The sequence below is a fragment of the Streptomyces glaucescens genome, assembly GCF_000761215.1.
In the GTDB taxonomy this organism is placed as follows: domain Bacteria; phylum Actinomycetota; class Actinomycetes; order Streptomycetales; family Streptomycetaceae; genus Streptomyces; species Streptomyces glaucescens_B.
The window spans coordinates 3,026,576-3,038,739 of sequence record NZ_CP009438.1; the positions used below are offsets into that span (position 1 = coordinate 3,026,576).

General features: G+C 73.1%; 12 protein-coding genes. 8 read left to right on the top strand and 4 right to left on the bottom strand.

Annotated features, from left to right (window positions below):
* The first annotated feature begins 408 nt into the window (after window positions 1-408).
* Complete coding sequence (locus tag SGLAU_RS13055) at window positions 409-663, top strand: hypothetical protein (RefSeq protein WP_043501241.1); 255 nt, start codon at window positions 409-411, stop codon at window positions 661-663.
* Window positions 664-678: 15 nt separating this feature from the next.
* Here the strand turns inward: SGLAU_RS13055 and SGLAU_RS13060 are convergent, their stop codons facing one another.
* Window positions 679-1,392 (bottom strand): RDD family protein, encoded by a 714-nt coding sequence (locus tag SGLAU_RS13060; RefSeq protein WP_043501243.1) that lies wholly within the window; start codon window positions 1,390-1,392, stop codon window positions 679-681.
* Window positions 1,393-1,568: 176 nt separating this feature from the next.
* Complete coding sequence (locus SGLAU_RS13065) at window positions 1,569-3,083, bottom strand: RDD family protein (protein ID WP_043501244.1); 1,515 nt, start codon at window positions 3,081-3,083, stop codon at window positions 1,569-1,571.
* Window positions 3,084-3,322: 239 nt separating this feature from the next.
* Between SGLAU_RS13065 and SGLAU_RS13070 the strand changes: the two genes are divergently transcribed.
* Complete coding sequence (locus SGLAU_RS13070; RefSeq protein ID WP_043501245.1) at window positions 3,323-3,733, top strand: SsgA family sporulation/cell division regulator; 411 nt, start codon at window positions 3,323-3,325, stop codon at window positions 3,731-3,733.
* Window positions 3,734-3,761: 28 nt separating this feature from the next.
* Here SGLAU_RS13070 and SGLAU_RS13075 read toward each other — a convergent pair whose 3' ends face one another.
* Complete coding sequence (locus SGLAU_RS13075; RefSeq protein ID WP_043506577.1) at window positions 3,762-5,135, bottom strand: FAD-binding oxidoreductase; 1,374 nt, start codon at window positions 5,133-5,135, stop codon at window positions 3,762-3,764.
* Between the two features lie 98 nt (window positions 5,136-5,233).
* Between SGLAU_RS13075 and SGLAU_RS13080 the strand changes: the two genes are divergently transcribed.
* Window positions 5,234-6,661, top strand: coding sequence for a tetratricopeptide repeat protein (locus tag SGLAU_RS13080; RefSeq protein WP_043501248.1), 1,428 nt, complete (start codon window positions 5,234-5,236; stop codon window positions 6,659-6,661).
* 30 nt (window positions 6,662-6,691) lie between these two features.
* On the opposite strand, the gene hppD is transcribed toward SGLAU_RS13080, so the two are convergent.
* Window positions 6,692-7,837, bottom strand: coding sequence for a 4-hydroxyphenylpyruvate dioxygenase (gene hppD / locus SGLAU_RS13085; protein ID WP_043501249.1), 1,146 nt, complete (start codon window positions 7,835-7,837; stop codon window positions 6,692-6,694).
* Window positions 7,838-7,959: 122 nt separating this feature from the next.
* On the opposite strand from hppD, the gene SGLAU_RS13090 reads away from it, so the two are divergent.
* The 5 genes from SGLAU_RS13090 to SGLAU_RS13110 are packed head-to-tail and all read left to right on the top strand — an operon-like array spanning window position 7,960 to window position 12,164.
* Complete coding sequence (locus SGLAU_RS13090; RefSeq protein ID WP_043501252.1) at window positions 7,960-8,445, top strand: Lrp/AsnC family transcriptional regulator; 486 nt, start codon at window positions 7,960-7,962, stop codon at window positions 8,443-8,445.
* Between the two features lie 18 nt (window positions 8,446-8,463).
* Window positions 8,464-9,111: an ABC transporter permease gene (locus SGLAU_RS13095; protein ID WP_043501254.1), complete on the top strand. Its 648-nt coding sequence runs from the start codon at window positions 8,464-8,466 to the stop codon at window positions 9,109-9,111.
* Entirely contained in the window at window positions 9,104-10,345 is a 1,242-nt protein-coding gene (locus SGLAU_RS13100; protein ID WP_043501256.1) for a betaine/proline/choline family ABC transporter ATP-binding protein, read from the top strand. The genes SGLAU_RS13095 and SGLAU_RS13100 overlap by 8 nt, the downstream gene beginning before the upstream one ends.
* A complete protein-coding gene (locus SGLAU_RS13105; RefSeq protein WP_043501259.1) occupies window positions 10,342-11,202 on the top strand; it encodes an ABC transporter permease in 861 nt (286 codons plus the stop codon). Before SGLAU_RS13100 ends, SGLAU_RS13105 begins: the two co-directional genes overlap by 4 nt.
* Window positions 11,199-12,164 (top strand): glycine betaine ABC transporter substrate-binding protein, encoded by a 966-nt coding sequence (locus SGLAU_RS13110; protein WP_043501262.1) that lies wholly within the window; start codon window positions 11,199-11,201, stop codon window positions 12,162-12,164. The genes SGLAU_RS13105 and SGLAU_RS13110 overlap by 4 nt, the downstream gene beginning before the upstream one ends.

The window sequence follows — 12,164 nt, forward strand, 5'->3', positions numbered from 1 at the left end:
AGATCCTCCCCCGCGTCCGGGCGCGCGGAAGGAGGAGCCCTGATGACGGGGTGCCCGCGCGCACGCGATCAACGCGTGTAGTCAAGTGACGACATTGGACTGCACGTTGCGCCGAAAAGACAGGTCTTGACTTGAGCAGGTCAAGTGCACTATGCGGTGTTCCGCTTCCGCTCAGCGGACGTTCGCCGGCCGTTCCACGGGCGCGCCGATCCGCCGCTCCCCGTACGGCATGACTCGATGCGCCCCCCGTGCTCCGGCACTGTTGGTCATCTCACGCTTACTCTTGGCTCCACTCGGGCATGCAGCCGAATAGATTGACGAACACTGCCGCACACATATGCCTGTCCGCACCTCCCCCGCGGCGAGAGGCACGGGGGAGATTCCACTCCTCCCGAGGACACGATTGCCATGCCTCGTCCGACCGCCGCACAGCTCGCCTACGGTTCCTGCACCGTGATCCTCACGACGCTCGCCATGCTGCTGCTGTCGCAGACGAGTTCGCCCGCCGGGATCGTCCTCGTCGCCGTCGCCGCGCTGGCCCTCGGGCTGCTGGTCGCCCTGACGGTGCCCGTGCGCAGGGCCCCGCGGGCCGCGGGGGCCTCCCCCGGTGCGCGGCCCGCCGCACAGGAACGGGTGACGGCGGGCTCGGTCACCGACAACTGACGGCGCCTTTCCCGGTCAGCCGGTGGCGACCACCACCGTCTTGGCCGCCTTGTCGTGCAGCCCCTGCTTGTAGGGCTTGTCGAAGAAGCTCCAGCCGCCCGAGATCGCCGTCCACACACAGGCGCAGCAGAAGGCGAACGGGAGCCAGAGGACGGCGGCGCGCATCAGGGCGGTCTGCACGGAGGGCGTGGCGCCGTTGTCCAGATTGGCCACGCGCAGATTGAGCCATTTCTTGCCGAGCGTCTGTCCCGTCCTGGCCGTCAGGACGGTGTCGTACGCGATGTAGAGCACGGCGGCGATCGCGGCCTGCCCGAAGGACTTTCCCGTGTCGATGTTTTCGCCGGTCACCCGGTACTCGCCCACCCGGAACACCCAGCTCAGCAGGACGACGACCGCTCCGACCATGATCATGTCGATGATCCGGGCGAGGGTGCGCTTGCCGCTGTCGGCGAGCGGGGGCATCCCGGCGAGCGGATCCTCCGGGTAACCGCCGCCGTAGCCGCCCCCGTAGGGGCCGCCGCCGCCCTCGTGGGGCCCGCCCCCGTAGGGGCCGCCGCCCTCGTGGGGCCCGCCGCCGTACGGCGGTGGCGGCTGGCCGCCGTACGGGGTGCCGGCCCCTGGCGGGGTGTCGTACGGCGAGCCCGAGCCCGCGCCGGGCGGGGGCTGCTTCCTGAAACGGTCGTCTTCCGGAGGCTCTCCGCCGGAGCCGGGGGGCGGTTCGGTGCTCATGGCCCGAGTGGACCGCGAAGCCTCCGGCGGCGCACCCGGCGGGAGGCTGTCCGGGGGACGGGCGGGTGCGCCGGGCGGCGGCAGGCCGGTCGGTCCCGGGGCGGCCGGGCCGGCGGACAGACGCTCGGGCCGGGGCTGCCGGGTCGGCCGGGACGGTGGGTCAGGCGGTCAGACGCTCAGGCCGCCGCCACGAACGTCCGCGCGGCCTTGTCGTGCCAGCACTGCCGCCACGGCTTGTCCCACAGGCACCACAGCACGCCGACGACACCCACGAACAGCAGCCCGGACACGCTGTACACCAGCCAGCGGCGCAGCGCGGCGCCGAACGACGGGGGCTCGTGGGCCTCGATGTCCCGCACCTCCAGGCCGAGCAGTCTCTTGCCCGGCGTGCGGCCCCACTTGGCGGTCGGCAGGGCCTCGTAGAGCGCGCCGAAGACCAGCAGGACGGCCAGGACGATGCCGAGATACGTGGACGTCGTACCGTCCAGCAGCCACACGGTGACCGTCTGGCCGGAGAGCCTGGCCTGGTCGATCTTGTCCTGGACGTGGTCCAGCGCCTTGCCGCCGAGGGGCACGGCGGCGACCGAGGTGACGGCCGCGACGACCACCGTGTCGATCAGCCGCGCCGCGAGCCGCTTGCCGAGCCCCGCGGGCCGGGCCGACGCCTGCCGCCGGGCCGCCGCCTGGAACACGTCCTCCACCGGCGGCTTCCACGGGGCGGCCGGCTGCTCGCCGGCGGCGGTCGAGGAGGCCCCGGCGAGCTGGTGCACCTGCTGGGCCCAGGACGACTGCCCGCCCCCGGGTCCGGTCGTCACCGGCGTGGCGGCGGCGGCCTGCTGGGGCACCTGGGGGGCGGGGTGGGGGAATGCCGCGGCGGGCTGCTGCTGCGGGCCCGCGGGGGCCGAGGGGGTCCGGGCCGCCGGTGCCGCGGGGGTGGACGCCGCCGGGGCCGCCGGCGCGCCGTGGGCGGCGCTCGCCGGGGCCGGCGCACCGGATGAGGCCGGGCCGGAGGCCGCCCCGCGCGGGCCGATCGAGCGGAAGGTCATGGTGCCCTCGTCCCGGCCGGTGTCCGCACGGGCGGCGGGCCCGAAGGCCGGGCCGAAGCCCGCCCCGGCCGGCCCCGCGGCCGGTGCGTTCCCGCCCGCGCCGCCCGCGGACGGGCCGCCCTCCGCTTCCCGGGCGTCGGGCACCGGGCGGCGGAAGACGAACGTGCTGCCGGAGGCGGCCGCGGCCTGCTCCGCGTCGGCGTCGGACGCGGCCGGCGGGGCGGCCGCTGCGCCGTCTCCGCGGGCGGCCCGGGGGTCCGGGGAGCCGTCGGCCGCGGTGCGCGGGTCGGCGCCCTGCGCGGCGCCCCAGGAGACCCGGCGGTCCTGGCCGCCGCCGAAGCCGGACTGGTGGGATCGGTCGGCGCCCCACGCGGGCGGAGGTTCTGGCGCGGCGGGTTCCGGCTCGTCGACCGGGTCCTCGTCGAAGAAGTGCGGGCCGGTCTCCTCCACGGGCGCGGTCGCGGGCCGGGCCGGACGCACCCCGGGCGGCGCGGCGAGCGGTTCGCCGTCGGCCGGGGCCGGACGGCTGGTGCCCGGTACCCAGGCGGCACCGTTCCAGTACCGGACGTATCCGGGGATGGAAGGGTCCGGGTAATACCCTTCGCGGGGCCTGTCGTCACCGGGGGCCGGGGTTGGGGCGCTCATGTCCGTCGTCCCGTATCTGCTCGGGGGTGTGATGGGGGCCTCCACATCTATCAGACGGGCGCAACCCGCACGGCCCGTCCCGCCGTACCCACCCCTTTCGAGCGCGTTGTGCCACCCTCGCGCCGCAGTCGTGGGGGAAAACCTCCGGGAACCCGCGTAATGCCGGCCGTCCCGCCCGCTCCCTCCCCGTACGGACCCGCCGCGGGCCCGTCACGAAGACCGAGCGAGAGGAAACCGCCATGGGCACCGTCGTGGAGCGCGAACTGGAGCTGCGGCTCGTCCTGTCCGCCGGGCGCAGTGTCGCCGTCCCGGCCCGGCTGGGCTACCGCACCGACGACCCGTACGCCGTCCACCTCGCCTTCCACGTCGACTCCGAGTCCCCGGTGCACTGGACGTTCGCCCGGGAGCTGCTGGTGGAGGGGGTGTTCCGGCCGTGCGGGCAGGGTGACGTACGGGTGTGGCCGTCGCGGTCGCGGGGGCGCGGCGTGGTGCTGCTGGGGCTGAGCTCACCGGACGGGGACGCGCTGCTGGAGGCCCCGGCGGCACAGGTGTCGGCGTGGCTGGAGCGGACGTTGCGGGTGGTGCCGCCGGGCACGGAGGGCGGGCAGCCCGGCCTCGACGACGCTCTCGCCCGGCTCCTCGCCCGGTGAACCGGCACCGGCCGGAGCCGGCCCGGGGTCAGAACAGCTTGCCCGGGTTGAGGATGCCCAGCGGGTCGAAGAGCTGTTTGACGGCCCGCTGCATCTCCAGGCCGACCGGGCCGAGTTCCCGGGCCAGCCACTCCTTCTTCAGCACGCCGACGCCGTGTTCGCCGGTGATGGTGCCGCCGAGTTCCAGGCCGAGGGCCATGATCTCGTCGAACGACTCGCGGGCGCGCCGGGCCTCGTCGGGGTCGGCCGCGTCGAAGCACACGGTGGGGTGGGTGTTGCCGTCGCCCGCGTGCGCGCAGACCCCGATGGTCAGCCCGTACTTCCCGGCGATGCGCTCGACGCCGTCGAGCAGGTCCCCGAGCCGGGTGCGGGGCACGCAGACGTCGTCGATCATCGTGGTGCCCTTGACGGCCTCCAGCGCGTTGAGCGACAGCCGGCGCGCCTGGAGCAGCAGTTCGGACTCGGCGGTGTCGTCGGCGGGCACCACCTGGGTGGCGCCGGCGGCCTCGCACAGCGCGCCGACGGCGGCGAGGTCGGCGGCCGGGTCCGGGGTGTCGAACGCGGCGAGCAGCAGTGCCTCGGTGCTCTCGGGGAGTCCCATGTGGGCGAGGTCGTTGACGGCCCGGACCGTGGTGCGGTCCATGAGTTCGAGGAGTGACGGGGCGTGCCCGCCCGCCATGATCCGGCAGACCGCGTCGCAGGCGGCGCCGGCGGACGCGAACTCGGCGGCCAGCACGAGTTGCCGGGGCGGCCGCGGCTTGAGGGCGAGGACGGCCCGTACGACGATGCCGAGCGAGCCCTCGGAGCCGACGAACAGCCGGGTCAGGTCGTATCCGGCGACGCCCTTGGCGGTGCGGCGGCCGGTGGACAGCAGGCGTCCGTCGGCGAGCACGACGTCGAGGCCGAGCACGTACTCGGCCGTCACCCCGTACTTCACGCAGCACAGCCCGCCGGCGGCGGTGCCGATGTTGCCGCCGATGGTGCACATCTCCCAGCTCGACGGGTCGGGGGGGTAGTGCAGGCCGTGTTCGTTGACGGCGCGGGTGAGGGCGGCGTTGACGACGCCGGGTTCGACGACGGCGATCCGGTCGACCGGGTCGATCTCGATGATCCGGTCCATCTTGGTCAGGGACAGCACCACGCAGTCGTCGGCGGCGTTCGCCCCGCCCGACAGTCCGGTGCGGGCACCCTGCGGGACGACCGGGACGCGCAGCTCGGTCGCGGTGCGCATGACGTGCTGGACCTGTTCGACGGTGCGCGGGAGCACCACCACGGCCGGGGTGCCGGCCGGGCAGAAGCTCGCCATGTCGTGGGCGTAGGAGACGGTGACGTCGGGGTCGGTCAGGACGGCCTCGGCCGGCAGTCCCGCGAGCAGCCTGTCGATGAGGTGGCTACGGCTCATGATCACAGCGTCGCACCGGCGGCCATCGGTGTGAACCCCGTGGGCGGCACCCTTGGGCCGGCCGGATGTGCTCGTCGTATTGACGCACAGTGAGCGGCATGAAGACGCAGGAAGGCTGGTTGCGCGGGCGTACGCGCCGGGCCCGTGCCGTCACGGGCGTGCTGGCCGGCGCGCTCGCCGGGACGCTGGTGGCCGGCGGGGTGCTGGTGCTGCTGCCGGACGACCGGCCGGCCGCCGCGCCCGCGGCGGGGCCGGCCGCGGCACGGGCGGCGGTCACCCGGGGGGTGCCGGCCTCGCCGGCCGATCTGCCGGGGCTGATCGGCGACCGGGAGGCGTGGGTGCGCAGGCACCCGCGGGACGCCGGGGCGTGGGCGGTGCTGGGCGCCGCGTACGTGGAGCAGGGGCGGCTGACCGCGGACGCCGGGTACTACCCGAAGGCGGAGCGGGCGCTGCTGGCCTCGCTGAAGGCCCGGCCGCGGGACAACGCGCAGGCGCTGGAGGGGCTGGCGGCGCTGGCCGGCGCGCGGCGGGACTTCCCGGCCGCCCGGAGGTGGGCCGAGGCGGCGCTGCGGGCCGACCGCGGGCGGTGGACGACGTATCCGCTGCTGATCGAGGCGTACACCGGACTCGGTGACCACAAGGCGGCCCGGCGCGCCCTGGACCGCCTGCAGAAGCTGAAGTCCGGGCCGCCCGTGATGGCCCGCGCGGCGGCCGTCTACTGGGACCAGGGCTGGCGGGAGGACGCGGCCGCCCAGTTGTCGGACGCGGCGGCCTCCGCGGGGTCGCCCGCCGAGCGGGCGGCGTGGCTGGAGCGGGCGGGGCAGCTGGCGTGGGAGCGCGGGGAGCGGGAGGCGGCCCTGCGGCTGTTCCGGGAGGCGCTGCGCACCGATCCCGGTCTGCGGGCCGCGCAGGCCGGGGAGGGCAGGGCGCTGGCGGCGCTCGGCCGCACCTCGGAGGCGCTGGTCGCGTACCGGGCGGCGCTGGCCGAGCAGCCGTCGCCGGTGTACGCGCTGGAACTGGGCGAGCTGTACGAGTCGCTGGGTCTGGAGCAGGCGGCCCGGGTGCAGTACGAGCTGCTGCGCCGGCAGGTGCGGCTGGCGGCCGCGGGCGGCGCGGACGAGGAGCTGGTCCTCGGCCGCTTCGAGGCGGACCACGGGGACGCGGCATCCGCGGTGCGGCGGCTGCGCGCGGAGTGGCGGCGGCAGCCGTCGATCGCCGTCGCGGACGCGCTCGGCTGGGCGCTGCACCGGGTGGGCGAGCACGAGGAGGCTCTGCGGTTCGCGGTGCGGGCGACGGACCGGGAGAAGGAGAACGGGGGCGAGGTGCGCAGCGCGCTGTACGCCTACCACCGGGGGATGATCGAGCGGGACCTGGGGAAGTCCGGTCCCGCTCGTCGGCACCTTCAGGAGGCGCTGCGGCTCAATCCCTGGTTCTCCCCGCTGCACGCCCCGCTCGCCCGGGCCGCGCTGAAGCGGCTGGGCGAGCCGCCGGACCGGCTGCCGCACGGGGTGTGGGCGCCGGACTGAGCCGGCAGGCGGTCCGCGGCCGGCTCCGGGTCAGAGGTTGCCGCGCTTGGCCTGCTCGCGTTCGATCGCCTCGAACAGGGCCTTGAAGTTGCCCTTGCCGAAGCCCATCGAGCCGTGGCGCTCGATGATCTCGAAGAACACGGTCGGGCGGTCCTGGACCGGCTTGGTGAAGATCTGCAGCAGGTAGCCGTCCTCGTCGCGGTCGGCGAGGATCTTCAGCTCGCGCAGGGTCTCGATCGGCACCCGGGTGTCGCCGACCCACTCGCCGAGCGTGTCGTAGTACGAGTCCGGGGTGTCCAGGAACTGCACACCGGCCGCGCGCATGGTGCGGACGGTGGCGACGATGTCGTTGGTGTTCAGCGCGATGTGCTGGACGCCGGCGCCGCCGTAGAACTCCAGGTACTCGTCGATCTGCGACTTCTTCTTGGCGATGGCGGGCTCGTTGATCGGGAACTTGACCTTCAGCGTGCCGTCGGCCACCACCTTCGACATCAGCGCGCTGTACTCGGTCGCGATGTCGTCGCCCACGAACTCCTTCATGTTCGTGAAGCCCATGACCTTGTTGTAGAAGCCGACCCACTCGTTCATCCGGCCGAGTTCCACGTTGCCGACGCAGTGGTCGATGGCCTGGAAGGTGCGCTGGGCGGGCGGCTCGACGATCGGGTCGGCGGCGACGTACCCGGGCAGGTAGGGGCCGTCGTAGCCGGTGCGCTCGACGAGGGTGTGGCGGGTCTCGCCGTAGGTGGCGATCGCGGCGAGGACGACCGTGCCGTGCTCGTCCTTCACCTCGTACGGCTCGGCGACGGAACGCGCCCCGTGCTCGATCGCGTAGGCGTACGCCGCCCGGGCGTCCGGCACCTCGATGGCGAGGTCGACGACGCCGTCGCCGTGCTCGGCCACGTGCCGGTCGAGGAAGCGGCCCCAGTCGGTGGCGGGCTTGATGACGGAGGTGAGGACGAAGCGCGCGGAGCCGTTCTCCAGGACGTAGCTGGCGGTCTCGCGGCTGCCGTTCTCCGGTCCGGAGTAGGCGACCAGCTTCATGCCGAAGGCGGTGGAGTAGTAGTGCGCCGCCTGCTTGGCGTTGCCCACGGCGAAGACGACCGCGTCCATTCCCTTGACCGGGAAGGGGTCGGCCTGCCGGGCGGTGTCGGGAGTGAGGTGTGTGGTCTGCGTCATAGCCGAAGGGTGGCCCCGCTCTGCAAGGTGCGCAATAGTTTGGGTTTCTGCTGGGCAATGTGACCAGCGCCCGGTCCGTTTCTGCGGGCTGTCTGTACAGGATGACCACTGGAGGAGCCGCTGTGGCGATCGATCATCTGGACGGCCGGATCATCGTGCTGCTCGCCCGTGAGCCGCGCATCGGCGTGCTGGAGATGTCCCGGCGCCTGGGCGTCGCGCGCGGCACCGTGCAGGCCCGCCTGGACCGGCTTCAGTCGAACGGAGTCATCCGCGGATTCGGTCCCCAGGTGGATCCCGCGGCCCTCGGCTACCCGGTGACCGCGTTCGCCACGCTGGAGATCCGGCAGGGCCAAGGGGCCGATGTGCGCGCCCACTTGGCCACCGTGCCGGAGGTGCTGGAGCTGCACACCACCACCGGCACCAACGACATGCTGTGCCGTCTGGTGGCCCGCTCCAACGCCGATCTCCAGCGGGTGATCGACCGGGTTGTCGGCTTTGATGGCATCGTCCGGGCCTCCACCGCGATCGTCATGGAGAACCCCGTTCCGCTGCGGATCATCCCGCTGGTGGAGCAGGCGGCGCAGGAGGATCCGCGAGCGGTCCCGTAGCCGTTGGGGTGAGGTGATGTGAACTTCTGGGAGTACCTGGGCAGCCGCCACCAGCAGCTGCTCGCCGACGCCGGGCAGCACGCCTCGGCGGTCTTCCAGTGCATGGTCATGGCCGCCGTCCTCGGCGTGCTCATCGGTGTCGTCACCTACCGCACCGAGTGGGCCGGGAACCTGGCCACCACCGCCACCTCCACCATCCTCACCATCCCGTCGCTGGCCATGATCGGCCTGCTCGTCCCGATCGTCGGCCTCGGCGTGCCCCCGACGGTCATCGCGCTCACCCTCTACGGTCTGCTGCCGGTCGTGCGCAACTCGATCGTCGGCCTGCGCGGCGTCGACCCCGCGCTGGTGGACGCCGCGACCGGCATCGGCATGTCCCGGCTGTCCCGGCTCGCGCGGGTGGAGCTGCCGCTGGCCTGGCCGCCGATCCTCACCGGCATCCGGGTCTCGACCCAGATGCTGATGGGCATCGCCGCCATCGCCGCCTACGCCTCCGGACCCGGCCTCGGCAACGAGATCTTCCGCGGCATCGCCTCCCTGGGCAGCAAGAACGCGCTGAACCAGGTGCTCGCGGGCACCCTCGGGATCGTCGTCCTCGCCCTGCTCTTCGACGCCGCGTACGTGCTGATCGGACGGCTGACCATCCCGAGGGGGATCCGTGGCTGAGAACACCGCGACCGGCGGCGCGACCATCGAGCTGGAGAACCTGACCAAGCGCTACCCCGGCAACCCCGCCCCGTCCGTGGACAACGTCAGCATGGAGATCGGCGCGGGTGAGACGGTGATCTTCGTCGGGCCGTCCGGCTGCGGCAAGTCCACGACCCTGAAGATGATCAACCGGCTGATCGAGCCGACCAGCGGCCGGATCCGCATCAACGGCGAGGACGTCACCGACATCGACCCGGTGAGACTGCGCCGCAAGGTCGGCTACGCCATCCAGTCCGCCGGGCTCTTCCCGCACATGACCGTCGCCCAGAACATCGGCCTGGTCCCGAAGATGGCCGGCTGGTCCAAGGCCCGGATCCGCGACCGCGTCGAGGAACTGCTCGACCTGGTCGGCCTGGACCCCGCCGAGTTCCACGGCCGCTACCCGCGCCAGCTCTCCGGCGGCCAGCAGCAGCGCGTCGGCGTGGCCCGGGCGCTGGCCGCCGACCCGCCGGTCCTGCTGATGGACGAGCCGTTCGGCGCGGTCGACCCGATCACCCGCGACCACCTCCAGGACGAGCTGATCCGGCTCCAGCACGAGCTGCACAAGACGATCGTCTTCGTCACCCACGACTTCGACGAGGCGATCAAGCTCGGCGACCGCATCGCCGTCCTGCGCGAACGCTCGCACATCGCCCAGTTCGACACCCCGGAGGCGATCCTCACCAACCCGGCGGACGACTTCGTCTCCGGCTTCGTCGGCGCGGGCGCCGCGCTCAAGCGCCTCAACCTCACCCGGGTCCGGGACGTGGAGATCACCGAGTATCCGACGGTCACCGTCGACGACCCGCTCCAGGACATCTTCGACAGGCTGCGCCGCAGCGGCACCAACGAGATCCTGATGCTGGACAAGCGGGGCCGCCCCTACAAGTGGCTGCGCCGCGGCGACCTGATGCGGGCCAAGGGCTCGCTGGCCCGCGCGGGAACCCTGGTGCACGACACGGTGACCCGGGAGGCGACCCTGCGCGACGCCCTGGAGGCGGTGCTCACCGACAACGCGGGGCGGGTGGCGGTGACCGGGCGGCGCGGCGAGTACACCGGCGTCGTCGACATGGAGACCCTGATGAACTCCGTGCACGAGCTGCTGGAGGCCGACCGGCTCGACGCGATCGAGCACCAGCACGAGCTGGAGGAGGCCCGCGAGGAGCTGACCCACACCGAGCAGGAGGGCCCCGGAGGGGAGGCGAGGGCGTGACGACCGCACCCGGCCGCGAGCCGCGCCCCGAGGGCGAGCACGAGGTCAGAGGGCTGCCGTTCCGGGACGACGGCGAGGCCGAGCCGGAGCCCGAGCCGCGTCTGCGGCCCGCTCGGCCGCGCCGCATCGGCTGGCGGAAGCTGACCTTCGTCCCGGCCTTCCTGGTGGCGATGCTGCTGGCGACCTGGCTCTGGTTCGACCGGGCCGACCTGGACACCATCTCGGAGAACGCGCTGTCCGGCGGGCAGGTCTCCAAGGCGCTGTGGCAGCACGTCCAGCTGACGGTGATCTCCACCTTCTTCGTGCTGATCATCGCCATCCCGCTGGGGATCCTGCTGACCAGGAAGGCGTTCCGCAAGGCCACCCCGGTGGCGATGGCGCTGGCCAACATGGGCCAGGCCACGCCCGCGATCGGACTGCTCGCGCTGCTGGTGATCTGGCTCGGCATCGGCCGCCGGTCGGCCCTGATCGGCATCATCGCCTACGCCGTGCTGCCGGTGCTGTCCAACACCGTCGCCGGTCTCCGGGCCAACGACCCGACGCTGCTGGAGGCGGCCCGCGGCATCGGCATGTCCCCGCTGGGCGTGCTCACCAGGGTGGAGCTGCCGCTCGCCGTCCCGCTGATCCTGGCGGGCGTGCGCACGGCCCTCGTGCTGAACGTGGGGACGGCGACCCTGGCGACCTTCGGAGGAGGCGGCGGACTCGGCGTGCTGATCACCACCGGCATCACCAACCAGCGGATGCCGGTGCTGGTCCTGGGCTCCGTCCTCACCATCGCCCTCGCCCTGCTGGTGGACTGGCTGGCCTCGCTGGCCGAACTGCTGCTGCGGCCCCGCGGTCTGGAGGCCGGCGCATGAGAGGGCCCTTGCGCCTGCTGCTCGCCGGGACGCTGGTGGCCGCCGCCGGCTGCGGGCTGACCAGCGGCTCCCCCATGGTCGACGACGTGCGGCCCGGCTCCGTGGGGCAGGGCCGGCCCCTCAAGGGGGCCGATCTGACGGTGACGTCCAAGTCGTTCACGGAACAGCTCGTCCTCGGCGCGATCATGGGCATCGCCTTCCAGGCGGCCGGCGCGGAGGTCCTCGACCGGACCGGCATCCAGGGCTCCATCGGCTCCCGCGAGGCGGTGCGACGCGGCGACGCGGACGCCGTGTACGAGTACACCGGCACCGCCTGGATCACCTACCTCGGCAACAAGGAGCCCATCCCCGACCCCGGCCGGCAGTGGCGGGCGGTGCGCGACGCCGACCGGGGCAACGGCCTGACCTGGCTGGCCCCGTCCGCCCTCAACAACACCTACGCCCTGGCGACGAACCAGGCCAACGCCCGCAGGTACGGCACGCGGACGCTCTCGGACGTGGCGGCGCTGGCGAAGCGGGATCCCGGCGCGGTGACCCTGTGCGTCGAGGGCGAGTTCGCCAACCGCGCGGACGGACTGCCGGGCATGCAGAAGGAGTACGGGATGGACGTCCCGGCCGGCCGCATCACCCAGATGGACACCGGCATCATCTACACCCAGGTGGCCAAGGGCAGTTGCACCTACGGCGAGGTCTTCACCACCGACGGGCGGATCAAGTCCATGAACCTGGTGGTGATGGAGGACGACAGGAAGTTCTTCCCCAACTACAACGCGGCTCCGGTGATCAACACCAAGACGCTGGAGGAGTGGCCCGCGATCACCGACGTCCTCGACCCGATCACCAGGAAGCTGGACAACGACGTGGCCCGGACCCTCAACGCCAGGGTCGACGTGGACGGCGAGGACCCCCACCAGGTGGCGCTGGACTGGCTGGTCCAGGAGGGGTTCGTGAAGGAGGGCTGA

What these genes read in the sequence shown, in the direction of transcription:
- SGLAU_RS13055 (WP_043501241.1), top strand. Translation starts at nt 409, where the DNA reads ATGCCTCGTCCGACCGCCGCACAGCTCGCCTACGGTTCCTGCACCGTG.
- SGLAU_RS13060 (WP_043501243.1), bottom strand. Translation starts at nt 1,392, where the DNA reads ATGAGCACCGAACCGCCCCCCGGCTCCGGCGGAGAGCCTCCGGAAGAC.
- SGLAU_RS13065 (WP_043501244.1), bottom strand. Translation starts at nt 3,083, where the DNA reads ATGAGCGCCCCAACCCCGGCCCCCGGTGACGACAGGCCCCGCGAAGGG.
- SGLAU_RS13070 (WP_043501245.1), top strand. Translation starts at nt 3,323, where the DNA reads ATGGGCACCGTCGTGGAGCGCGAACTGGAGCTGCGGCTCGTCCTGTCC.
- SGLAU_RS13075 (WP_043506577.1), bottom strand. Translation starts at nt 5,135, where the DNA reads ATGAGCCGTAGCCACCTCATCGACAGGCTGCTCGCGGGACTGCCGGCC.
- SGLAU_RS13080 (WP_043501248.1), top strand. Translation starts at nt 5,234, where the DNA reads ATGAAGACGCAGGAAGGCTGGTTGCGCGGGCGTACGCGCCGGGCCCGT.
- hppD (WP_043501249.1), bottom strand. Translation starts at nt 7,837, where the DNA reads ATGACGCAGACCACACACCTCACTCCCGACACCGCCCGGCAGGCCGAC.
- SGLAU_RS13110 (WP_043501262.1), top strand. Translation starts at nt 11,199, where the DNA reads ATGAGAGGGCCCTTGCGCCTGCTGCTCGCCGGGACGCTGGTGGCCGCC.